Source organism: Micromonospora inaquosa (assembly GCF_003857055.1).
Lineage (GTDB): Bacteria > Actinomycetota > Actinomycetes > Mycobacteriales > Micromonosporaceae > Micromonospora > Micromonospora inaquosa.
The window spans coordinates 22879-45490 of sequence record NZ_QGSZ01000239.1 but is presented as its reverse complement, the minus strand read 5'-3'; the positions used below and the strand labels follow the sequence as shown (position 1 = coordinate 45490).

The 22612-nt window shown below is 72.1% G+C and carries 25 protein-coding genes; 16 read left to right on the top strand and 9 right to left on the bottom strand.

The features are described from left to right. The first annotated feature begins 20 nt into the window (after positions 1-20). The 3 genes from DLJ59_RS20960 (at position 21) to DLJ59_RS20950 (ending at position 3154) form a co-directional block, all read left to right on the top strand. Complete coding sequence (locus tag DLJ59_RS20960; RefSeq protein WP_007462679.1) at positions 21-248, top strand: helix-turn-helix domain-containing protein; 228 nt, start codon at positions 21-23, stop codon at positions 246-248. 46 nt (positions 249-294) lie between these two features. Next, positions 295-1062 (top strand): enoyl-CoA hydratase/isomerase family protein, encoded by a 768-nt coding sequence (locus tag DLJ59_RS20955; RefSeq protein ID WP_124774329.1) that lies wholly within the window; start codon positions 295-297, stop codon positions 1060-1062. A 115-nt stretch (positions 1063-1177) separates the two neighbouring features. Continuing rightward, positions 1178-3154, top strand: coding sequence for an ABC transporter ATP-binding protein (locus tag DLJ59_RS20950; RefSeq protein ID WP_208648781.1), 1977 nt, complete (start codon positions 1178-1180; stop codon positions 3152-3154). Positions 3155-3242: 88 nt separating this feature from the next. Here DLJ59_RS20950 and mug read toward each other — a convergent pair whose 3' ends face one another. The 6 genes from mug to DLJ59_RS20920 form a co-directional block, all read right to left on the bottom strand. After that, entirely contained in the window at positions 3243-3845 is a 603-nt protein-coding gene (mug, locus tag DLJ59_RS20945; RefSeq protein WP_124774327.1) for a G/U mismatch-specific DNA glycosylase, read from the bottom strand. After that, positions 3842-4603: an SDR family oxidoreductase gene (locus tag DLJ59_RS20940; RefSeq protein ID WP_124774326.1), complete on the bottom strand. Its 762-nt coding sequence runs from the start codon at positions 4601-4603 to the stop codon at positions 3842-3844. Before DLJ59_RS20940 ends, mug begins: the two co-directional genes overlap by 4 nt. Next, on the bottom strand, positions 4588-5121 hold the full coding sequence (locus tag DLJ59_RS20935) for an SCO6045 C-terminal-like domain-containing protein (protein ID WP_244236147.1): 534 nt from the start codon (positions 5119-5121) through the stop codon (positions 4588-4590). The genes DLJ59_RS20940 and DLJ59_RS20935 overlap by 16 nt, the downstream gene beginning before the upstream one ends. After that, a complete protein-coding gene (locus tag DLJ59_RS20930) occupies positions 5118-5936 on the bottom strand; it encodes an MbnB/TglH/ChrH family RiPP precursor modification enzyme (RefSeq protein ID WP_124774325.1) in 819 nt (272 codons plus the stop codon). Before DLJ59_RS20930 ends, DLJ59_RS20935 begins: the two co-directional genes overlap by 4 nt. Then, positions 5933-6862 carry a TIGR04222 domain-containing membrane protein gene (locus tag DLJ59_RS20925; protein ID WP_124774324.1) on the bottom strand — a complete coding sequence of 310 codons (930 nt, stop codon included), beginning with the start codon at positions 6860-6862 and terminating at the stop codon, positions 5933-5935. The genes DLJ59_RS20930 and DLJ59_RS20925 overlap by 4 nt, the downstream gene beginning before the upstream one ends. An 81-nt stretch (positions 6863-6943) precedes the next feature. Then, a complete protein-coding gene (locus DLJ59_RS20920) occupies positions 6944-7516 on the bottom strand; it encodes a TetR/AcrR family transcriptional regulator (protein WP_091403732.1) in 573 nt (190 codons plus the stop codon). A 77-nt stretch (positions 7517-7593) separates the two neighbouring features. On the opposite strand from DLJ59_RS20920, the gene DLJ59_RS20915 reads away from it, so the two are divergent. The 3 genes from DLJ59_RS20915 (at position 7594) to DLJ59_RS20905 (ending at position 10295) form a co-directional block, all read left to right on the top strand. After that, on the top strand, positions 7594-8454 hold the full coding sequence (locus DLJ59_RS20915) for a carbon-nitrogen hydrolase family protein (protein WP_244236146.1): 861 nt from the start codon (positions 7594-7596) through the stop codon (positions 8452-8454). 65 nt (positions 8455-8519) lie between these two features. Further along, complete coding sequence (locus tag DLJ59_RS20910) at positions 8520-9164, top strand: HAD family hydrolase (RefSeq protein WP_124774322.1); 645 nt, start codon at positions 8520-8522, stop codon at positions 9162-9164. Positions 9165-9362: 198 nt separating this feature from the next. After that, positions 9363-10295 (top strand): serine protein kinase RIO, encoded by a 933-nt coding sequence (locus tag DLJ59_RS20905; protein ID WP_124774321.1) that lies wholly within the window; start codon positions 9363-9365, stop codon positions 10293-10295. A 44-nt stretch (positions 10296-10339) separates the two neighbouring features. On the opposite strand, the gene DLJ59_RS20900 is transcribed toward DLJ59_RS20905, so the two are convergent. Continuing rightward, positions 10340-10588: a DUF2630 family protein gene (locus tag DLJ59_RS20900; RefSeq protein ID WP_124774320.1), complete on the bottom strand. Its 249-nt coding sequence runs from the start codon at positions 10586-10588 to the stop codon at positions 10340-10342. Positions 10589-11020: 432 nt separating this feature from the next. Here DLJ59_RS20900 and DLJ59_RS20895 point away from each other — a divergent pair, with 432 nt between their 5' ends. The 9 genes from DLJ59_RS20895 to DLJ59_RS20855 all read left to right on the top strand — a co-directional run bounded on the left by DLJ59_RS20895 (position 11021) and on the right by DLJ59_RS20855 (position 20748). Then, positions 11021-12358: a cytochrome P450 gene (locus DLJ59_RS20895; RefSeq protein WP_208648780.1), complete on the top strand. Its 1338-nt coding sequence runs from the start codon at positions 11021-11023 to the stop codon at positions 12356-12358. Further along, on the top strand, positions 12355-13272 hold the full coding sequence (locus DLJ59_RS20890; protein ID WP_124774318.1) for a terpene synthase family protein: 918 nt from the start codon (positions 12355-12357) through the stop codon (positions 13270-13272). The genes DLJ59_RS20895 and DLJ59_RS20890 overlap by 4 nt, the downstream gene beginning before the upstream one ends. Next, positions 13265-14881 (top strand): prenyltransferase/squalene oxidase repeat-containing protein, encoded by a 1617-nt coding sequence (locus tag DLJ59_RS20885; protein WP_124774317.1) that lies wholly within the window; start codon positions 13265-13267, stop codon positions 14879-14881. Before DLJ59_RS20890 ends, DLJ59_RS20885 begins: the two co-directional genes overlap by 8 nt. Positions 14882-15005: 124 nt before the next feature. Further along, entirely contained in the window at positions 15006-17564 is a 2559-nt protein-coding gene (locus tag DLJ59_RS20880; protein ID WP_124774316.1) for a sensor histidine kinase, read from the top strand. A 90-nt stretch (positions 17565-17654) separates the two neighbouring features. Beyond that, positions 17655-18077, top strand: a complete 423-nt coding sequence (locus DLJ59_RS20875; RefSeq protein WP_030337269.1) for a roadblock/LC7 domain-containing protein — start codon at positions 17655-17657, stop codon at positions 18075-18077. Between the two features lie 5 nt (positions 18078-18082). Continuing rightward, the gene (locus tag DLJ59_RS20870) at positions 18083-18469 is read left to right on the top strand and encodes a DUF742 domain-containing protein (protein WP_030337267.1); all 387 of its coding nucleotides are present in this window, start codon (positions 18083-18085) and stop codon (positions 18467-18469) included. Further along, complete coding sequence (locus DLJ59_RS20865; protein ID WP_124774315.1) at positions 18450-19061, top strand: GTP-binding protein; 612 nt, start codon at positions 18450-18452, stop codon at positions 19059-19061. The genes DLJ59_RS20870 and DLJ59_RS20865 overlap by 20 nt, the downstream gene beginning before the upstream one ends. Positions 19062-19147: 86 nt before the next feature. After that, a complete protein-coding gene (locus tag DLJ59_RS20860) occupies positions 19148-19483 on the top strand; it encodes a YciI family protein (RefSeq protein ID WP_124774314.1) in 336 nt (111 codons plus the stop codon). Positions 19484-19512: 29 nt separating this feature from the next. Continuing rightward, positions 19513-20748: an RNA polymerase sigma factor gene (locus DLJ59_RS20855; RefSeq protein WP_124774313.1), complete on the top strand. Its 1236-nt coding sequence runs from the start codon at positions 19513-19515 to the stop codon at positions 20746-20748. Between the two features lie 353 nt (positions 20749-21101). Here DLJ59_RS20855 and DLJ59_RS20850 read toward each other — a convergent pair whose 3' ends face one another. Both DLJ59_RS20850 and DLJ59_RS20845 read right to left on the bottom strand, forming a co-directional pair. Beyond that, a complete protein-coding gene (locus DLJ59_RS20850) occupies positions 21102-21290 on the bottom strand; it encodes a DUF397 domain-containing protein (RefSeq protein ID WP_112588675.1) in 189 nt (62 codons plus the stop codon). Next, positions 21281-22048: a helix-turn-helix domain-containing protein gene (locus DLJ59_RS20845; RefSeq protein ID WP_124774312.1), complete on the bottom strand. Its 768-nt coding sequence runs from the start codon at positions 22046-22048 to the stop codon at positions 21281-21283. Before DLJ59_RS20845 ends, DLJ59_RS20850 begins: the two co-directional genes overlap by 10 nt. A gap of 294 nt (positions 22049-22342) precedes the next feature. Here DLJ59_RS20845 and DLJ59_RS20840 point away from each other — a divergent pair, with 294 nt between their 5' ends. Continuing rightward, a complete protein-coding gene (locus DLJ59_RS20840; protein ID WP_244236145.1) occupies positions 22343-22606 on the top strand; it encodes a hypothetical protein in 264 nt (87 codons plus the stop codon). The last annotated feature ends 6 nt before the right edge of the window (positions 22607-22612 follow it).

The window sequence follows — 22612 nt, the reverse complement described above, 5'->3', positions numbered from 1 at the left end:
CTGGGACGTGAGGACACAGCATGGCAGCCACTGGCACAGCCACCAGCACTGAGAAGGGTCGCCGGATCGTCGGAGCCGAGCGTCAGACGCTCGCCAAGGACCTGGTAAAGCGGTACACCTCGGGGGAGAGCATCCGCGCGTTGGCGGCCTCGACCGGCCGTTCCTACGGGTTCATCCACCGAGTGCTCACCGAGTCCGGGGTGCAGCTGCGTCAGCGCGGTGGTGCCCGGCGCCGCAAGAAGGCGTGACCCGCCCCTCAGCGTCGTTCACCAGCGCCGCGCCCCGGGACGTCCGGTGACCGCCGAGGCGACCGGGGTTCGGCTGACCTGCGACGGGCCGGTCGCCACGGTGACGTTGTGCCGGCCCGACGTGCTCAACGCTCAGACGCCCGCGATGTGGCGAGCGATGAGCGACTTTTCCCGCGACCTGCCCGGCGACGTGCGGGTGGTGGTGGTCCGCGGTGAGGGTCGGGCGTTCTCGGCCGGCCTCGATCTCGCGGTGGCGGGCGCCTCCGGCCCGGGGTCGTTCGCCGAGTTGGCCACGTTGCCCGAGCCTGAGTGCGCCGAGCGCATCGCGGAGTTCCAGGCCGGTTTCACCTGGCTGCACCGGCCGGATCTGGTCTCCGTCGCGGCCGTGCAGGGCCATGCGATCGGCGCCGGCTTCCAGCTCGCGCTCGCCTGCGACCTTCGGGTGCTGTCCGCGGACGCGAAGCTGTCGATGGCCGAGGTGACCCTCGGTCTGGTGCCCGACCTGGCCGGCACAAAACGCCTCGTCGAGTTGGTCGGCTATTCGCGGGCGTTGGAGATCTGTGCGACCGGCCGCCGGATGGACGCCGCCGAGGCGGACCGGATCGGGCTGGCCACCCTGGTCGTGCCGGCGGCTGACCTGGACGGCGCGGTACGGGACCTGACCGCCGGCCTGCTCTCCGGGCCCCGCGACGCGGTGGTGGAGATCAAGGCGTTGCTCGCCGGCGCGGCCGGGCGGTCGCACGCCGACCAGCAGCGCGCCGAGCGGGAGGCACAGACCCGTCGGCTGCGCGATCTCGCCGGCAGGGGAGAATAGGTAAGGACCGCACGGGAAGATCCGGGTTACGACTGAGGTTGTCACACTCGTCGGGAGAATCGACCTGACGGATGCGGTCTGCCCGGCAACCCGGAGGTGAGCGATGTCCAACCCGATGTCCGGCGGTGGCATGGCCGGGTGGAGCATGCTCCGGTCGATGCGTAACAGCGACGAGGTCTCCGGCCACCAGCTCAAGCGCGGCACCGCCAAGCGGATCATCGCCTTCGCCAAACCGTACCGGCGCGACATTGTGATCTTCCTGGTCACAGTGGTGATTGCCGCAGTGATCGGCGTGGCGACTCCGCTGCTGGCGGGTGAGGTGATCGACGCCATCGCCGATCGGGGGCCGCAAGCCGGCTCCATCGTGGTCAAGCTCGCCCTGGTGATCGCCGCGCTGGCTGTCGCCGACGCCCTCTTCTCCCTCGCCCAGCGCTGGTACTCCGCGCGCATCGGCGAGGGCATCATCCTCAACCTCCGCACCCGGGTCTACGACCACGTGCAGCGGATGCCGTTGCAGTTCTTCACCCGTACCCAGACCGGTGCCCTGGTCAGCCGGCTCAACAACGACGTGCTCGGCGCTCAGCGGGCGTTCACCTCCACCCTCTCCGGGGTGGTCAGCAACGTCATTCAACTGGTGCTCACCGCCGGTGCGATGATGATCCTGTCCTGGCAGATCACGGTGCTGTCGCTGATCCTGCTGCCGGTGTTCATCATCCCGGCTCGCCGGGTCGGCAAGCGACTGGCCGAGATCACCCGAGAGTCGTACAACCTCGACGCCAAGATGAACGCGACAATGACCGAACGGTTCGGAGTGGCCGGCGCGCTGCTGGTGAAGCTCTTCGGCCAGCCCGAGATCGAGGCCCGTCGGTTCGCCGACCGGGCCGAGCGGGTCCGCGACATCGGCATCCAGTCGGCTATGTATTCCCGCACCTTCTTCGTGGCGATGTTGCTGGTCGCCTCACTGGCGCAGGCGCTCACGTATGGCCTCGGTGGTTGGCTGGCGGTCGCCGGCGCGGTCAGTGCTGGCACCGTTGTGAAGCTCGCGCTGCTGCTCACCCGGCTGTACGGCCCGCTCACCGCACTGTCAAACGTCCGGGTGGACGTGATGAGCGCGCTGGTCTCCTTCGACCGGGTGTTCGAGGTGCTCGACCTGAAGCCGGGCATCGTGGAGAAGCCCGACGCCGTGGCGGTGCCCAGGGGCACCGGCCGGGTCGACTTCCGCGACGTGCGATTCCGTTACCCGAGTGCCGCCGAGATCTCCCTCGCCTCCCTGGAAGAGGTCGCCACCCTCGACCGGACGGTCAACGAACCGGTGCTCAAGGGCGTCTCGTTCAGCGTCGAGCCGGGGCAGATGGTCGCGCTCGTCGGCCCGTCCGGGGCCGGCAAGTCGACGCTGTCGATGCTCATTTCCCGGATCTACGACGTCACCGACGGGCAGGTGCTGGTCGGCGGGGTGGACGTGCGTGACGCGACGCTCGCCTCCCTGCGTGACGAGATCGGCGTGGTCACCCAGGATTCGCACCTGTTCCACGAGACGATCGCCGAGAATCTTCGCTACGCCAAGCCGGACGCCACCGACGACGAGATCTGGGCCGCGCTCGCCGGAGCCCAGGTCGCCGATTTGGTCCGGTCGCTGCCCGACGGTCTGGACACCACTGTGGGGGAGCGCGGTTACCGGTTCTCCGGCGGCGAGAAGCAGCGCATCGCGATCGCCCGGCTGCTGCTCAAGGCCCCGTCGATCGTGATCCTCGACGAGGCGACCGCCCACCTGGATTCGGAGAGCGAGGCGGCGGTGCAGCGGGCGCTGTCGGTGGCGCTGGCGGGGCGGACCGCCCTGGTGATCGCGCACCGGCTCTCCACCGTGCGTGACGCAGACCAGATCCTGGTCCTGGACGGCGGGCGGATCGTCGAGCGGGGGCGGCACGACGAGTTGGTCGCGGTCGGCGGGCTCTACGCCGAGCTGTACCGCACCCAGTTCGCGGTCGCCGACTCGCCCACCCCGTTCGTCGACGCGACCGGCCCCGAGCCGGTGGTCATGCCGCTGGGCACCTACCGCGCCGACGAGGTGCTGCCGCCCGCCGCCGCCAACTGACGGCTGCGCGGTGTCGGTCGACTCGGGTTGCTGAAAGTCGGGGTGTCCTGGTCACGTTGACACTCCGACTTCCTTGAAGCCGAGTCGATCAACGGTCGGTCTGACGGTCCGGCAGATCGGTCGCCACCCGCAGCTCGGCGAAGGCCAGGCCCAGGGTGACCGGGGTGAAGTGCGCGTTCAGGCCGCTCGGGTTGGGCAGCACCCACAGCCGGGCGCCGGCCAGCGACTCCGGCTGCGGCCCGAAGGTGGCCTTCGGGCGCTGAAAACCGATCCGGTACGCGGTCACCCCCACCACGGCCACCCAGCGCGGCCGGTACCGGGCCACCTTGTCAGTCAGGATCGCCGCGCCGTCGAGGAGTTCCTTGGCGGTCAGCTCGTCCGCGCGGGCGCTGGCCCGGGCGGCCATGTTGGTGATGCCGAGCCCGAGCGCCGGTAGTTCGTCCTGCTCGCTGGGATGCAGCAGTCGGGGGGTGAACCCGCCCCGGTGCAGGGCGGGCCAGAACCGGTTGCCGGGCCGGGCGAAGTGCCACCCGGTCGCGGCCGACCACAGGCCCGGGTTGATCCCGACGAAGAGCACCGCCAGCCCCGGCGCGAGGACGTCGGGGATGGTTCGGTCCGCAGCCGCCGCCAGCTCAGCCCGGGTCGGCCGGACCGTTCCGGGACGGGCCGGCCGGTTCCCTTCCGGGGTCACAGCCCGCGTAGCGCGCCGCCATCCACCGGCAGGGTGATCCCGGTGAGGTAGCTCGCGGCGGGTGAGAGCACGAACGCGGCCACCCGGCCGAACTCGGCCGGGTCGCCGACGCGGCGCAGCGGGATGCCGGCCTCCGCCTCGGCGCGGGCCCGCTCCGGGTCGCCGGTCGCTCCGAACAGCTCCCGGTTGCGATCGGTCATGATCCGGCCGGGCAACAGGCCGACCACCCGGACCCCGCGCGGGCCGTAGTCGTCGGCGATGTCCTTGGCGGCCCCGACCAGGCCGGGCCGCAGACCGTTGGAGATGCCGAGACCGGGCACCGGGCCACGCGCCGAGGTGGAGAGCACGAGCCCGATCGCGCCGCCCTCGGGCAGGGCGTTGGCGACCGTGCGTACGGCGCGGATGGTGCCCAGGAAGACGGTCTCGAAGGAGAGCCGCCACTGCTCGTCGGTGACCGCTGCGGCGTTGCCCGGCGGTGGCCCACCGACCGAGATCAGCGCGCCGTCGAGCCGGCCGAAATGCTCCTGGGCGGCGGCGACGAGCTGCTCCGGGGTCTCCGGGTCGGCCAGGTCGCCGGTCAGCCCGACGGCGTGCTCCGGGCCACCCAGCTGCTTCGCGGCAGCCGCCACGGCATCCGAGTCGCGGGCCGAGAGCACCACCCGCGCACCGTCGGCCACCAGGCACTGCGCGGTCGCGTAACCCAGGCCGCGGGACGCGCCGGTGAGGACGTACACGCGGTCGGTCAGTCCGAGATCCATAACGCAGATCCTGCCGCATCCGAAACGCCGTCGCCAGCAAGGGTGGATACCCGTGGAGCGGGGCGCAACAGGCGTACCCGGCCGGCGATCTGCACCGCGACGGCGCCGCCGGCGCGGCCCACCGCCGGCAACCGGCGCGGACGCGGCGACCGCAGCCCGTCGTAACGCAGGCGTGCCTCCCGGACGGCCAGCTCCTCGGCAGCCACCGGGGGCAGCGCACCGTCGGCGTGCAGCGCGCGGGCCAGGTCCCAGCCGTCGCGCAGCGACCCGGCGGTGGGTCGCCGGGCGGCCCAACCGGCGAAGGTCGTCGTCCACCTGGCACCGAGGCCGGCGGCGAGCAGCGGCCAGTGTCGGGCGACGTCGCCGGCCCGCTTGCGCAGCAGGGCCGCGCGGGTGGCGGCCAGCGGGCCCGGCGCGAACCCGGGCGGGGGTGGCCCTCCGGCGACCAGCGCGGCGACCAGTTCGGCCTGCCGTTCGGCGAGCCCCGCGCGGGAAGTGGGAACGGGTGCGCCGGTCATGTGACGGCCGGGTAGCCCGCAGCGGCGGCCAGGGCGTCCAGTTCGGCGCGGAGTTCGGCGGCCGGCGGGTAATGGCCGTCGCGTTCCAGCAGCAGCGCCGGTGGTCGCCGCCGGGCGCAGAGCGCGCCGACCAGCTCCAGCACCGCCGGCGGCACCGGGTCGGTGTGGGTGTCGTGGTAGAAACCGCAGTGCTCCGCGCCGCCGGCCACGTGGGCGTACGCGACCCGCTCCAGCGGCAGCCGGTCCAGCAACGCCAGCGGGTCGGCGCCCCGGTTGCGGGCGTTGGCGTGCACGTTTGCCACGTCCAGCAGCAGCAGGGCCCCGGTCCGGTCGAGGATCTCGGTGAGGAAGTCCGCCTCGTCCAGCTCGTCGTCGGGCCAGTCGACCAACGCGGCGATCGGTTCCAGCGCGATCGGCACCGGCAGCTCGGCCTGGGCCCGCGCGACGTTGGCGCAGACCGCGTCGACGGCTTCCCTGCTGCGCGGCAGCGGCAACAGGTGCCCGGCCTCCAAGCCACCGGCTCGGACGAACGCGATGTGCTCGCTGACCAGCGGGGCGTCCAGGCGTTGCGCCACCGCGGCCAGGTGGGCGACCCGGGCCGGGTCGACCGGCTCCGCGCTGCCGAGGGAGAGCCGCACCCCATGCGGCACTACCGTCACCGCGCGCTCCCGCAGCTGCGTCAGGCCGGACGGGAGTGGTCCGGACGCGGATACTCCCTCGGCCACCACCTCGACGAAGCGCAGCCCGGGCAGCTCGGCCACGAAGCCGGCGATCTCCGGACGCCAGCCGATGCCGACCCCGGTCGGTCCGGTCATCCGCCGCACCCGCCTCCGCCACAGCCGCCACCGCCACCGCCGCAGGAGCTGCCCCCGTCTCCACCGGAGCTGTCGCCTCCGCCGCCGGACGATCCGTCGGAGCCGCCCGTCCAACCGCTGCCGGCGGCGGCCTGGCGTTGAATCTCGGCCTGTTCGGCGAAGCCCGGGTCGAGCGCCCAGAGTGAGGCGGTGCCGTACAGGGCGACGCCCATCGCCGCGCCGGCCGCTCCGTAGGTGGCGTAGGCGGGCGCGGAAGCCGGCGCGAGGTGGGTGTGCGCGCGGCGGACGGAGCGTAGGGCGGCGCGACCGGCCCGGGTGACCACGGGCGCCCGGCGCAGCACCAGCGTGATGATCAGCAGCGGAACCAGGGTCAGCAGCAGGTAACCGACCGGGTGATCGTTGAACAGGCCGGAGACCAACCGGAACACACCGATGCCCAGCAGGGTGGTGAGGATCGTGGCCCAGAAGCGGGCCCGAGCCCGCTGCGCGTCATCGGTGAGCAGTCCGCGCTGCTCCAGGCCGTTGCGGATCTGGTGTAGCGCGACGCGTACGCGCTCGTCCCGCGGTAGGTCGCCGGCGCGGGCGTGCTGGTGCGCGGCCCAGTGGATGGCCTGATCCAGCGGGGTGAGCCCGGCCGGCGGGGCCCCGGTGGTGGTCAGCCGACGGTCCGGTCGCACGCCGATCGCACCGCTGCCGCGCAGCCCGCCGAGTGCGGCGTGTACGGCGAGCCGAGGCCCGCCGTTGAGGTACGCGAGCTGCTGCGGCCCGAGTGGGTCGGCGGTCATGGCGGCCGTCGATCCGGCTGCGAGACGGACCCGGTGGTACGCCGCGATCGCCACCACCAGGATGGCCGCCGCGATGTAGTACCGGAGGAAGGTCGGGCCGGAGATGCCCCAGGTGTCACCGGACGCGGCATTGGCGATCATCGACTGCTCCTGTCACCGGAGGGATCGGCGGCCCCATTGTGGAGCAGCCTCGCCACGGTCGACCAACCGGCATCCGCGCGGTCAGTGCCGGCGGACCGCCTCCTCGACGAGGTCGAGCACCGGGCCCAGGTCACCGGCGGGTCGGCCCATGGCCAGGTGCAGCACCAAACCGTCGTAGGCCAGCTCCAGGAACTGGGCCAGCACGTCGATCGGGACGTCCTCGCGCAGCACCCCGGCGTCGCGCTGGCGGGCCAGCCGGTCCCGGGTCGCCTCCGCGATCGCGGCGGACCGCTCGGCCCAGCGCCGGGCGAACGCGGGGTCGGTGCGCAGCCGCCGGGAGACCTCCAGTTGGCTGCCCAGCCAGCCGGTGGTGTCCGGGGAGACGGCGCGGGCGAGCAGGTCGCGCATCACCTGCACCAGACCGTTGCGGGCCACGGTCTCGACCATGGCCGCGGCGTCGTCCTCGGCGACCGCCAGGAAGAGCGAGTCCTTGTCGCGGAAGTGGTGGAAGATCGCGCCGCGGGACAGGCCGGTGGCCTCCTCAAGGCGGCGTACGGTCGCCCCCTCGTAGCCGAGCCGGGCGAAACACGCCCGCGCGGCGGCGAGGATCTCCTGCCGGCGCGCGTCGAGCTGGTCCTGGCTTACTCTGGGCACAGGGCGATCGTCGCAGGTCACCTCGGGCCATGCAAACCGTACGTACGGCTTGGGACGTTGCCGATTACCATCGCCCGGTGACCCAGCCCCGCACCCTGCCCAGTTCCCCGCTGACAGTGGCCGCCGTCCAGGCCACCCCCACGCCGGGCGACGTCGCCGGTAACGCGGTCGTCGCCGCCGACCTGGTCCGCCAAGCCGGTGAGCGGGGCGCCCGGGTGGCCGTCCTGCCGGAGCTGTTCCTCTGCGCGTACCACCCGCCGGCCCTCGCCGCCGACCCGGCCGGCACTGACGTCGCGGCCGATCCGGCCGGGATGGTCGCGGATCCCCGGCTCGACCCGCTGCGCGTCGCCGCGCGCGAGTCCGGCGTCACCGCGCTGGTCGGTGCGGCCGTCCGGCACCCGGACGGCCGGCGGACCATCGGGGCGCTGGTGGTCGACCGGGCCGGCGAGGTGCGGGTCGGTTACGACAAACAGCAGCTGTGGGGTGACGAACGGGAGCTGTTCACCCCCGGTGATCGGGGTGCCACGCTGCTCGTCGACGACTGGCGGCTCGGGCTGGGTATCTGCTACGACGGCTGTTTCCCGGAGCACGGCCGGGCCGCCGCCCTCGACGGCGCAGACGGCTACCTGTGCCCCAGCGGATACCTGGCCGGCTCCGAGCACCGTCGGGATCTCTACTACGCCGCGCGGGCGCTGGACAACACGATGTTCGTGGTCTTCGCCAACGCCGTCGGCGGCGTCGACCCGTGGCGGTTCAACGGCGGCGCGGCTATCTACGACCCCGAGGGGCGGGTGCTGGCCCGGGGGGCCGACGACGGCACGGCGGTGCTCGTGGCGACGCTGGATCCCGCCGTGCTCGCGGCCACCCGGGCGGCCCACTCGATGCTCGTCGATCGGCTGTCGGAGCAGGGCGGCCCGCGGGTGTCGATGCCTGGCTGAGCGCTTCGTCAGGTCGATACCCGCCGCATCTGTTGGCGGACACGTCGGTCCCGTAGGGTGCCCGAGTGCCACTGCTCCTGCTGGACCTGGACAACACCCTGCTGGACCGGGCCGGGCCGTTCCGCCGCTGGGGTGAGCGCTTCCTGGACAGCATCGACGCGCCCCACACCGACATCGACTGGCTGGTCTCGATCGACGCCGACGGTCTGACCGACCGCTGGGACCTCGCCGACGCCATCAGGGACCGCTACGAGCTGCGCATTCCCTCGATCGACCTGGTGGAGGAGCTGCACGACGGGGTGGTGGCGCAGACCCGCCTCGACCCGCTGACCGCCTGCGCGCTGCGGATCGCCGATGACGCCGGCTGGGTGCCGGTGGTGGTCTGCAACGGCACCGTACGCGTCGAGGACGCCAAGATTCGCCGGACCGGGCTGGACCAGTACGTCGCCGACTGGGTGATCTCCGAGGAGGCCGGCGTCAGCAAGCCCAACCCGAGAATCTTCGCGCTCGCCGCCCAGCGGGTGCGGATGCCGCTGCGCGGCTCGTGGGTGATCGGCGACAGCCCGGAGGCCGACATCGGCGGCGCCGCTGCCGTCGGGCTACCCAGCGTCTGGCTGCACCGAGGGCGCACCTGGTCGGACGTCCGGTTCGCGCCGAGCCGGACCGTGGACGGGTTGATCGCCGCCGTCGCCACCGTCCTCGCCCGCTGAGGGTTTCCCGCGTTGGCCGTCGCCTTCGAGTGATGGCTCGGTAATTCGGTTGACCAGCCGCAGTGGTGGTACCAGCATTAGCCGCGCATCGTGCATCCCGGGTGTGTGCCCGGTTGAGGAGAGGGGGTCGGTAATGGCCGTCTTCACAGGTCGTTTCCAGCAACCTATCTCAGTCTCGACCAAGGGAACCTCACCACAGTGCGCGATCATGACCTTCCGGCGCTTGAGCGCCGGACCCGCGGCAAGAGCCGCTTCGACGACGACGAACCGCAGTTTCTGAAGCGCGGGCGGCCCACCGAGCCGCTCGCGGACCCGGACAGCGAGCCCGACCCGGCCACCGGTGAGCGCTGGTCTTCCTGGGACGACGCCGTGCACGGGCCACAGCCGCACCCGGCCTGGCTGATCACCGAGCTGGCCGCCAAGGACACCGAGTTGGGTGTGCTGAAGACCGGCAAGGAGGCGGACGTCCACCTGGTCCGTCGGGCGGTGCCCGACACCGACCGGTCCTGCCTGCTCGCGGTGAAACGCTACCGCGATCCCGAGCACCGGCTGTTCCACCGCGATGCCGGCTACCTGGAGGGCCGTCGGGTGCGCCGGTCCCGGGAGAACCGGGCGATGGCCAGTCGGACGGCGTTCGGCCGGCAGATGATCGCCGGGCAGTGGGCCGCGGCAGAGTTCGCGGCCCTGAGCCGACTCTGGGAGATCGGCGCCGGGCACGACCGGATCGCCGTGCCGTACCCGGTGCAGTTGCGGGGCACGGAGCTGATGCTGGAGTTCGTCGGTGACGCCGAGTCGGGGGAGGCGGCGCCCCGACTGGCCCAGTTGCGACCCGACCCGGCCGAGCTGCGTGACCTGTGGGCCCAGCTGGTGGAGGCGCTGCGGGTGCTGGCTCGGGCTGGCTACGCGCACGGCGACCTGTCGCCGTACAACCTGCTCGTGCACCAGGGTCGGCTGGTCGTGATCGACCTGCCGCAGGTGGTCGACGTGGTGGCGAACCCGCAGGGGCCGGAGTTCCTGGCCCGCGACGTGCGGGTGGTCGGTGCCTGGTTCGCGGCCCGGGGTCTCTCCGGCGAGCAGACGGATCCCGGCCCGTTGGCCGGAGAGCTGCTGCGCGAGGCGGGGCTGCGCTGATCGGAGCGGGTCGGGCGGACCCGCCGCCCGACCCGCCGCGTCGGCTATTGCATGTAGCGCTCCACCTCGGGCTTGGGGCGTTCGCCCTGGGCGTCGGCGTCGCCGTGGGTCTCCCGGGCGGCCCGCCGGCGGCGCAGCAGATCCCAGCACTGGTCGAGGGACTGCTCCAGGGCGCGCAGTCGCTCGCTGGCTTCGCCCTCGGTGCCCGACTCGTGGGCCTGGGCGTCGGCACGCAGCTTGTGTTCCTCGTCGACCAGCTCGGAGATCCGGTTCAGGATGGTCTTGTCGTCCATGCCACAGAGCCTGGCACAGGGTGCCGGGCGTCGCCCGGATTCGGGGGTACCGGTGCGTCCTGGGTCACCGACCCGCACCGGCCAACCCGCCGTCGCCCGTCTGGTGCCGATGCCGCGCAGCCAGGTCGGCGACGCGCGGGGCCGTCCCACCCCGCCGCGCCGATTCGCCGCTCGCCTGAGTGTCCAATCAGGATCCGCCCGCATTGGAATATCGGCATGCGTGCGTTGGTGTAGACGGAAATTGCGCCGTCCGCAAGTCTGGAGGTGCTCCTCGTTTGGTGAGATGCTTCCCGTTGGCCCAGAAGGTGAAAGTTTCATCAGCCTGCCCGACCGAAGTGGATCGCTGCGGTCGCCGGGACGACGAGGAGACGTGGTTCGATGTCGCAGGTGTCCGAGGCGCGCCCCGCCACCGTCAGCACCGAACCCCGGACGATCCCGTTACGACGCGCGTTACCCGCGCTGGTCCGCGATCCACTGGGAGCGCTCGTCGACTTCGCGGAGGCCGCCGACGGCGAGGTCGTCCGGCTCAACCTCGGCTCGTTCCGCCCCTATCTGGTCAGCCATCCTGAGCACCTGCAACGCGTGCTGCGGGACAACGTTGCCAACTACATTCGGGACGGCGACGGGTTGCTCTGGCGACCCGTACGTCGGATCGTCGGTGACGCCATCCTGGTCGCCGAGGGTGAGATCTGGGAGTCCAGCCGAGGCGCGCTACAACCGTTGTTCACCGCCAAGCGGGCCGAGACGCTCGTCGACAAGATGGCCGAGGCGATCAACGAGGCGGTCGACGAATGGCTCGAACCGGCCCTCGCCGATCGCCCGATCGACGGCGGCGCCGAGCTGACCCGGATCGTCCTGCGTACCACCATGCGGGTGCTCTTCGCCGACCGGATCTCGGTGCCGGACGCGCTGCGGATCAGCGGCGCGCTGGACACCCTCACCACCGCGATGCTGCCACGACTGGTGATGCCCGCCGTGCCGTACGCGGTGCCGATGCCCGGCGACCGGCGCTTCCGCGAGGCGGTGCGCACCATCGACGAGGTGGTGCTGCCGATCATCCGGGAGGCTCGGGCCCGTCCCACCGACGGCGACGACATCATCTCCACCCTCTGCCGGCCGCGCGCCGACGGCAGCGAACCCGACGAGTACGCGATCCGCGGCGACGTGGTCGCGATGTTCTCCACCGCCACCGAGACCACCATCGCCCTGCTCTCCTGGCTCTGGCCGGTGCTGGCGTCCCGCCCCGACGTCGCCGAGCGGATGACCGACGAGATCGAGCAGGTGGTCGGCGCCGAACGGGTCGGCCGTGCCCACCTGCCGCAGCTGCGCTACGGCCGGATGGTGCTCGACGAGATGCTGCGGCTCTACCCGGCCGGCTGGATGATCCCGCGCACCGCGGTCCGCGACGACGAGCTGGGCGGGGTGCGGATCAAGGCCGGCGGTACCGTGCTGGTCAGCCCGTACGTGACCCAGCGGATGTCGACGTTCTGGGACGACCCGGCGCTCTTCGACCCGGAGCGGTTCGCGCCGGAGCTGCCTCGGCGGCGCTACCGCTACTCCTACTTCCCGTTCGGCGGGGGCCCGCACCAGTGCCTCGGGCAGTACCTGTTCCTGCTGGAGGCCCAGCTCATCGTCAGCACCGTGCTGAGCCGCTACCGCTTCCGGCTGCGCGAACCGGTGGACCTCACCCCTCGGATGGGCGCCTCGCTGCAACCCAAGCAGCGCGCCGAGCTCTTCCTCACCCCGGTCGAGCGCACGGCCGCCTCGTGACGGAGACCCCGCGACCGGCACGGGCAGGTCAGGACGCGATCGCCGAGCAGGGCCGGGTGTGCGCACTCGCCGTGCGGGGCGTACGCGACCTGCAGAGTGTCACCGCCGCCCATCCCGAGCTGTTCGACGCCGCGCCGTTCGACCCGGCGCTGCTCAGCTCGGTGGCCACCACTGTCGCCTTCATCGCGCCCTGGCACACCGTCGCCGAACTGCGGATCACCACCCGTACCGTGCTCTGGGTCTTCGCGGCCGACTGGCAGGTCGACTACCTCGCCCGGTCCGTGGACGACATCCGGGAGGTGGTGACCGACTGCCTCGCGGTGGCCGACGGCGCCACCCCGCCGCCGGGCCGCCACCTGGCGCGACTGCTGGCCGACCTGCGCGACGAGCTGGCCACCGTGCCGGCGTTCGCCCGGCTGCGCCCGATCTGGCGCGACGAGCTGGCCCGGATGCTCGCCGCCATGGCCCGGGAGTGGGACTGGAAGAACCTGCCGACCGACCCGACCACCGGGCGACGCCTGCCGGACCTGGACCGCTACCTGGACAACGCCGACAACTCCGGCAGCTCCTTCGTCAACGTCACCCACTGGATCGCCACCGGCGACGAGAAGACCCTCGCCCAGCTGACCGACCTGCTGGACGCCGGACGTGGTGTGCAGCGGGTGCTGCGGCTGGTCAATGACCTCGCCACGCAGGGGCGCGACGCCGAGTGGGGTGACCTGAACGCCCTTTCGCTGGTCGACGACCCGGCGCAGGTGCACGACCGGCTGGCCGAGCTGACCGCCCGGTCCCGGGGGGACCTGGCCGCCCTCGCCGAGCGTTGCCCCCGCCAGGCGGACTACCTCAACCGGCAGATCTCCTTCACCGGCGGCTTCTACCAACTGTCGGACTTCTGGGGGGCGCGCGATGAGTGACGGCGCCACCCGGGTGTTCGCCGACGCGGCGACCGCAGCCGACCCGGTCGACGACGCCGCCCGCGGGTTGATCGCCGGTCTCGGCCTGCGGCCGTGGGGGCAGGTCGCCGCTTCGGTGTACGAGACCGGGCGGCTGGTCGCCGACGCTCGCTGGCTGCCCGGGCACCACCAGCGGATCGCGTTCCTGCTGCGCAGCCAGCGCCCGGACGGGGCGTGGGGCCCACCCGAGGGGTACGCCCTGGTGCCGACGTTGAGCGCCACCGACGCGCTGCTCGCGGCGTTGGCCGACGGGCGGGCCGGGACGGAGCTGCTCGCCCCGGTGGCCGGTGGCCTCGGCGCGCTCGTCGGCACGCTGCTCCGCGCCGACGCCCGGACGCTGCCGGACACCCCGGCGTTGGACATCATCGTTCCGGCGCTGGTCGACACGATCAACGACCGGCTCGCCGGGCTGGCGCCGGCCACCGCCGACCGGCTGCCCCGCCCGCCGCTGCCGCTGCCCACCGGGCTGAACCGGGACCGGCTGCGCGCGGTGCGGTCCGCGGTGGCCGCCGGAGTGACGCTGCCACCGAAGCTGGCCCACTTCTACGAGATCCTGGACGCGGTACCCGCCGACGCCGGCCCCACCCTCACCGCGGTCGGCGCCTCACCCGCCGCGACCGCGGCCTGGCTGACCGCGGTCGGCCCGGCCGCCGGTCCCGCCGCGCACGCCTTCCTGCTGGCGTTGATCCGTGACGGCGGCGGCCCGGTGCCCTGCCCAGCCCCGATCACCGTCTTCGAGCGAGCCTGGGTGCTGAGCGGCCTGCGCCGCGCCGGGATCACGATCAACCCGCCGGCCTCCGTGCTGGAGAGCCTGACCGCGGCCACCGCCGGTCAGGGCATCGCCACCGGCGACGGCCTGCCGACCGACGCCGACACCACCTCGGTGTCCCTCGACGCGCTGGCCCGGCTCGGCCGCCCGGCGGACCCGGCCAGCCTGTGGGCGTACGAGACGGCTGACGGTTTCTGCACCTGGCCGGGGGAGGACGGCTTCTCGGTCACCACCAACGCCCACGTGCTGGACGCTTTCGGTCAGCACCTGACCCGGCATCCGGACGCGGACGCGCGCTACCACCGGGCTGTCGATCGGCTCAGCACGGTTCTGAGCGGGCATCAGCGCGCGGACGGCGCCTGGCAGGACCGGTGGCACGCCTCGCCGTACTACGCCACCGCCTGCTGCGTGCTGGCGCTGGCCGAGTTCGGGCGGGGTGCGGCGGCCGCCGAGGCGGTGGACCGGGCGGCCGGCTGGGTGCTGAACAGCCAACGCGCGGACGGCTCGTGGGGGCGGTGGGACGGCACGGCCGAAGAGACCGCGTACGCCCTCCAGGTGCTGCTGGCGGTGCCGACGACCGTGGCCCGGGTCGACGACGCCGTGGCCCGTGGACACGCCTACCTGCATGAATCCGCCGACCGGGAACACCGTCCACTGTGGTACGGCAAGGAGCTGTACTGTCCGACCATGATCGTTCGTTCCGCCGTGCTCGCCGCCTGTCGGCTGGCCGCAATTCGGGCCTCCGGAGTGGACCGATCGGTGGCGGATTGCGGCTACCAGTCAAGAAAAGCAACAACTTGAGGGGTTGTGTGGACACTGCTAGCGTACGCAGAGCCTCAGCCCCGGATGCCCCACCGCGGTGGGACGTCGCCCCCTCTGATCATTCGTTGATGAGCTGAGTCAACGCCCGGCCTGGGACGGTTCAATGCGTTCTCGCGGTACGAGTATCCGCACCAAGGTTGTTGCCCTGTTGCTCTCCCTGGTCGCGCTCTGGATGTTCGCGGCCTGGGTGACCCTGCGCGACGGCTTCAACCTGCTCGGTGTCCAGGTGATCAACAGCAAGGTCTACACGCCGACCGAGCCGTTGTTGCAGGAGCTCCAGTTGGAACGGCGGTTGACCCAGGCGTACCTGAGCAACCCCGAGGCCGCGCAGCGGACGGCGCTCGAGGCCGAGCAGCGCAAGGCCGCCGAGCTCGCCGCCGACTTCGCCGACTCGGTGCGCGACTGGCAGGTCGACGTCGCCGGCAGCTCCGCACTGGACACCCAGCTCAGCATGACGATCGCCCAGGTCAACGCGTTGGAGCAGACCCGCGCGGAGGTGCTGGACCGCAAGATCGACCGGCTCGGTGCCGCCGAGGCGTACACCGAGGCGATTGAGTCGATCTTTCAGATCTACGACGTGACGGGCAGCCTGGACGACAAGCAGATCGCCGGCGAGGCCGCGGCCCTGATCCAGCTCAACCGGATGAAGGAGCTGATCTCCCAGGAGGACGCGCTGCTCAGCGGGCTCTTCGGCAACGGCCGGATGAGTGGGTCGGAGTACGCCCGCTACGTCAGCCTGGTCGCCGCCGAGCGGTTCCTCGGCGACGAGGTCCGCACCCGCCTCTCCGACGCCGACGAGCGCCGCTACCAGCAGCTCGTCGGAGGAGAGGCGTTCACCCGACTGCGCGCCGTGCAGGACAGCATCATCCGCGAGGGCCGGCCGTCGACCCAGCTACCGATCGGTGCCGAGCAGTGGCGGGGCACCGTCGAGCCGGCACTGACCGAGGTGAACGACGCCGTCACCGCCGGCGGCGAGGGCATCGTGGATCGGGCCACCGGCGTGGCCGTGATGGTCGTCGTCCGGCTGGTGCTCGCCACCGGTCTGGGTCTGCTCGCCGTCATCGCCTCCGTCGTCGTCTCGATCACCACCGCGCGGAACCTGCTGCGCCAGTTGGACCGGCTACGTGAGGCCGCCTGGCAGCTCGCCGACGAGCGGTTGCCCCGGGTGGTCGAGCGGCTCGGCCGTGGCGAGGAGGTCGACGTGGCCACCGAGGCGCCCCCGCTGGAGTTCGGCACCGACGAGATCGGCCAGGTCGGCAAGGCGTTCAACGCCGTTCAGGAGACCGCCCTGCGCACCGCCGTCGAGCAGGCCGACCTGCGTCGCAACGTCCGCGAGGTCTTCCTGAGCCTGGCCCGACGCACGCAGGCGCTCGTACACCGTCAGCTCACCCTGCTCGACGCGATGGAGCGCCGCGAACACGACGCGGAGGAGCTGGAGGACCTGTTCCGGGTCGACCACCTGGCCACCCGGATGCGGCGCAACGCGGAAAACCTGATCGTGCTCTCCGGCTCCACCCCCGGTCGGGCCTGGCGGCGCAACGTCCCAATGGTCGACGTGGTGCGCGGCGCCGTGGCCGAGGTGGAGGACTACACCCGGGTCAACGTGCTGCCGCTCGGGCCGGTCTCGCTCGCCGGCCGCGCGGTCGGCGACATCATCCACCTGCTCGCCGAGCTGATCGAGAACGGCCTGTCGTTCTCCCCGCCACACACGACGGTCGAGGTCCGTGGCCAACTGGTCTCCAACGGGTTCGCCATCGAGATCGAAGACCGGGGCCTCGGCATGAGCGAGGAGGACCTGGCCGCGGCCAACCACCGGATCGTCGACCAGTCCGAGCTGAACCTCGCCAACGCCGCCCGGCTCGGGCTCTACGTGGTGAGCCGGCTGACCGAACGGCACGGCGTGCGGGTCCGGCTCAAGGAGTCCGCGTACGGCGGCACCACGGCCGTCGTGCTGATCCCGCTGGAGCTGGTCACCGAGGCCGACGCCGCCCCGGAGGACTCGGGCTCGTTCCGGGCCGGTTCGGGCATCCCGATGTCGTCGACGCCCGCCACGGAGAGCGGCCGTCCGGCGTCGTCCGCACCGGTCGCGCTCGCCGCACCGACGACCACCGCGCCGGACGTACCGGCGACGTCGGCGGCGCCGACGCCGACCGCCACCACCACCCCGACGTCGGACGAGGAGGCCGAGGCGGACACCGTTCTCCCCACCCGGCAGCGGAGCACCCCGGCAACCAGCACACCCGACCTGCCCACCCGCGCCCGGCGCGGCCCGGGTCAGCCGGCCCTGGAAGCTCCCACCGTGCCCACCGGCCTGCCCGCCGTCGACCGCACCCGCCCGGAGGCCCGCGACGCGGAGCCGGTCGCGGCCGGCGACGGTGGTCCGGTGCCCGCCCGCGCCGACGCGGAACGGACCGACTCCGGCCTGCCCGTCCGGGTCCGACAGGCGAACATCGTTCCCGAGTTGCGAGACGACCCGGCGATGTCGGAGACCGACGACGAGGATGTGGTGCGGCCACCGGAGCAGGTCCGCCGGATGATGAGCTCCTACCAGACCGGCACCCGGCGTGGGCGGACCGACGCGGCTCGGCTGCTCGGCGGCGCCTCCGGCACCCCGGCGGCGACACCGTCCGAGTCGACCGACGAGGATCCACAAGCGACCTGACCGAGCACCGATGACGCGGGTTTCCACGCGGTGTGACGGTCAAGCCCCAGACGAACACGGCGCACAGCCGGGCGAGAAGAGGACGACGAAGTGACCCAGAAGACGGCTTCGAGCGCCGACCTGACGTGGTTGCTGGATGACCTGGTGGGCCGGGTGAAGCAGGCCGAACACGCGGTCGCGCTCTCCACCGACGGCCTCTTGATGGCCTCCTCCCAGGGGTTGAGCCGGGACGACGGCGAGCACCTCGCAGCGATGGCGGCCGGCATCCAGAGCCTCGCCCGAGGGGCCGGCAAGCGTTTCGGTGGCGGGCAGGTGCAGCAGACCATCATCGAGATGCAGTCGTCGTTCCTGTTCGTCACAGCGGCCGGCCGCAACGCCTGCCTGGCGGTGCTGGCCACCGAGGACGCCGACGTCGGCCTGATCGCCTACGAGATGGCGATGCTGGTCACCCGCGTCGGCAAGTACGTCGCATCGCCGTCGCGCGGCACCGATCAGCAGGTCGGCGAGAGGTAGCGGCGATGACGGTCCAGGGGGAGTCCGCAGACCATCAGTGGGTGGATGACCATGCGGGTCCGGTGGTGCGTCCGTACGCGGTGACGCGCGGCCGGGCCCGCCCGGTCACCGGCACATTCGACCTGATCTCCCTGGTCACGGCGACCCGAGCCGAGGTCACGCCCGAGGTCGGTCTCGGTCCCGAGCATTTGGCGATCGTCGGGCTGTGTCAACGAATACAGTCCGTCGCCGAGATCGCCGCCCATCTCGACCTGCCGGTGGGCACCATCCGGGTGCTTCTCGGTGATCTGGCAGCCCGCAGCCTGGTGCAGGTCCGCGAGCCGCAGACCACGGCCGGTCTTCCCGACAACAGCATCTTCGAGGCGGTAATCAATGGACTACGGGCACTCTGACCGGCCGGCGGGAGCGACGCCACTGCCCACCGCGATCAAGATCCTGGTCGCGGGTGGCTTCGGCGTGGGCAAGACGACCATGGTCGGCGCGGTCAGCGAGACCCGGCCGTTGCGCACCGAGGAGGTGCTGACGGAGTCGGGGGTCGGCATCGACGACCTGTCCGGGGTGGAGGGCAAGACCACCACCACCGTGGCGATGGACTTCGGCCGGATCACCATCAGCGACGACCTGGTGCTGTACCTGTTCGGTACACCGGGGCAGGACCGGTTCTGGTTCGTCTGGGACGAGCTGGCGTTGGGCGCGATCGGTGCGGTGGTGCTCGCCGACACCCGCCGACTCGCCGACTGCTTCCCGTCGATCGACTACTTCGAGGGTCGGGGCACGCCCTTCGTGGTGGCGGTGAACTGTTTCCAGGGCGCCCGGGCGTACCGGCTCGACGAGGTGCAGGCCGCGCTGAACCTGGACCCGGGCGTGCCGGTGCTGCTCTGCGACGCCCGGCAGCGTGAGTCCAGCAAGGAGGTGCTCGTCACGCTGATGGAGCACGCCATGAAGACCCGCGAGGCCCGCCGCCGCGCCGCCAACGGAGACTGACCAGAAGTTTTTCGGGGGACGGTGTCCGGAACCCTGTCGGCCGATCGTCATGCTGGCGATACCCCGAGAGACCAGGGAGTGACCAGATGAAGTACATGATGTTCGTTTGCAGCGACACCGAGCCGGACACCGACCCCACCGAGCTACCCGACATCGACAAGTGGGTGACGGAGAACGACTCTCGTGGCCGCCGCCTGACCGGCGACGCGCTGGCACCGACCAGCGCGGCCACCACCGTCCGGGTTCGCGGCGGCGAACTGCTCGTCTCGGAGGGCCCGTTCGCGGAGACCGCCGAGGTGATCGTGGGCTTCGACCTGCTCGACTGCGCCGACCTCGACGAGGCCATCGAGGTGGCCCGCACCCACCCGATGGCCCGCGAAGGGCGACTGGAACTGCGCCCGTTCGCAGACCTGCCCGACTGACCGGGTTGCCCACCTCGCAGCGCCGGCCGATGCCCACCCAGGCGCCGGCCGGCGCGGCGGTGGCGGAGGCCGTCGCGGCCGCCAGCGTCGAGGCGTACCCCCGGATCGTCGCGACCCTGATCCGGGTGACCGGGGACTGGGCGTTGGCCGAGGACTGCGCCCAGGAGTCGCTGACCGTCGCGCTGGAACGCTGGCCCGCCGACGGTGTGCCAACCAACCCGGGCGGCTGGCTCATGACGGTGGCGCGCAACCGGGCGATCGACGTGCTGCGCCGGGCCACCGTGGAACGGCGCAAGCTGCACGACCTGGCGTTGCTCACGCCGGACGACGCGTCGCCGGAGCCGCAGGTGGGCCGGGACGTGGTGGACGACCGGCTACGGCTCATCTTCACCTGCTGCCACCCGGCACTCGCGATCGAGGCCCGGGTGGCGTTGACGTTGCGAACGGTCTGCGGCGTGCCGACCGCTGACATCGCCCGCCTCCTGCTGGTCAGCGAGTCGACGATGACCCGCAGGTTGACCCGGGCCCGCACCCGCATCGCCCAGGCCGGCATCCCGTACCGGGTGCCCAGCGGGCCGGCGCTGACCGAGCGGCTGCCCGGTGTCCTCGCCGTGCTGTACCTGCTGTTCACCCGGGGCTACGTCACCGACGGCGAACCAGCCTTCGCCGACGAGGCGGTCCGGCTGGCCCGGCTGCTCGACCGGCTGATGCCCGAGCAGTCCGAGGTCGCCGCGCTGCTGGCGCTGGTCCTGTGCCAACACTCCCGTCGGGACGCCCGCCGCGACGCCGCCGGCACCCTGCTCACCCTGCAACGGCAGGACCGCGGCCGGTGGGACCGCGCCGCCATCGCCGAAGGGCTCGCCGCCCTCGATCGGGTACGCCACGACGGGCCGTACGCGTGGCAGGCCCGGATCGCCGCCTGCCACGCCACCGCCGCCTCGGCCGACGACACCGACTGGCCGACCATCGCGCGGGACTACGACGCGCTGGCCGACCTCCGCCCCTCGCCGGTGATCGCGCTCAACCGGGCGGTCGCGCACGGGTACGCGTACGGCCCGGCCGCCGGGCTGGCCCTGCTCGACGCGGCGCGTGCCGGAGGAGGGCTGGACGGCTACCCGCTCGCCGTGGCGGTGGAGGCCGACCTGGTGGCCCGACAGGGCGACCGGCTACGGGCGGCAGGACTGTTCCGGGAGGCGGCGGCAGCGGTGGACTCGACCGCCGAGCGCCGTGCGCTGCTCGACCGGGCCGACGAACTCGCCCGGTAGCGGAGCGGCCGCCCGCCATCAGGAGCGGTACGTCGGTCATCTGGACCGGCACCGCCTCGCCGATCATGGAGTTGTGGTGGGCAACAAAGCCCCCGTGAACTGCCAAACCAGGCACCACAACTCCATGATCGACGGGCCGGGTCTGTCCCCGCTCCGCGATCTTGCATTTTCTGTCCCGACACAAGGGGCATCCCGCCCATGTCGACGACCGAAACTGCAAGATCGGCGCGATCTTCTCGCTCGACACACGCTGATCTACCAGGAGTCCCGTTATCCAGCACGGGTTGACCCGTCGGCCACAGCAACGGTGCTGACTTGCACCGTAGGGCCGCATGCTCGACCGCTGGGAGGGGTCAGCCGCGCTTGGCCAACACCAGGAACCGGGCCCAGGCCGCCGGGTCGAAGGCGAGCGCCGGACCGGCCGGGTCCTTGGAATCGCGTACGCCGATGACGCCCGCGAGGTTGTCGGCCACCTCGACGCAGTTTCCGCCGTTGTTGCCGCTCTTGCTGCTCTTGCGCCACCGAGCGCCGGTCAGGTCCATGATGCCGCCGCTTCCCTGATGAGGTTGAGGGACTGCGCGCGCGACAGGGTTGCGTCGCGAATGCGTTCCCACCGTCGATCGAATGTAGCAACGTCGGCAACCCTGTCGATGAGCTGCGCCTGCGCCTGACTGTCGACGTGCGCGACCCGCGCCCCGTCCGGCATCTCGGCCACTGTGAACGGCCCACCCAGGCCCGGGTACATGCCGACGTCGGTGGGCACGACGAAGAGCGACACGTTCGGCAGCGCGGCCTGCTCGGCCAGCCGCTCGCACTGCTCCCGCATCATGGCCCGGTCACCGTCGAGGGTGCGTCGGAGGATCGCCTCGTCGAGGACCGCGACGAGCAGCGGCGGGCGTTCCCGGCGCAGGATGGCCTGCCGGCTCAGCCGCGCCTCGGCGAGGTCGTCGGCCTCGGCCGGTGTCAACGCCTCACCATCGAGCGTCGCCAGCGCGTACGCCTTGGTCTGAAGGAGGCCCGGTATCCACGTAAGCTCGAACCACCGCAGCGAGAGCGCCTCGCGCTCGATCTCGGCCCAGGGCCGGAACCAGGCCGGCGTCCGGCGCTTCAGCGCGTCCGGCCACAGCTCGTCGACGTTCCGGCCGAGCAACTCGGCGACCCGCGCGCGATGACGAGTCTGGGGAATTCGATCCCTGCTCGCCCACTTCGCTGCCGTCTTCGGATCGACACCGATCTGAGCAGCGAGAGTGTCCGCTGTGTAGCCCTTTTCGACCATCGCCGCCTGTACGGCTCGATTCATCTCCAGGCCCTCCAGAACGTTCCAAACGTCGGAAGGTAATAGTTCTACGCGGTGTAATTGCTTGGCAACCCTCGGCAGGGTGCTGTGTAGACAGCGTCGCGGAGGGAGCACAGAATGCCCGAGGACAGGTCCTGCAACCGCCCACATCGGCCGGACAATCGACCGGCTCGGCCCGCCTCACCCCGGGTGGTCAACACCGGCCCGACCGGGCCACCACACCCTGCGTACCGTGGCCCGGGTCGCGCGCCGAACGTCATACCCGAATCACGCTGGCGGTCCCGGTGCGGGCCGTCGGTGGCGCACACCGCCGACGGCCCGCTCTGGACGTGCGACGCCTGCGGTCGCGACTGGCCCTGCCCGACGCTGCGAGCGACCCCGACGGACGCCGCCCGCCGCGCGACCCTGATCCCCGAGTTCTCCCGGATCACCCGCCGAGCGATCCGCGACCTGCGCGGCCAGCCGGGCGGACCCGACCCGGTCGCCATCGTCCGCCGTTTCCTGTGGTTCCTGCCGCTCACCGACGAGGAGGCCCGCGCTGTCGCGCTGCGGCTGCGCTGAGCACTC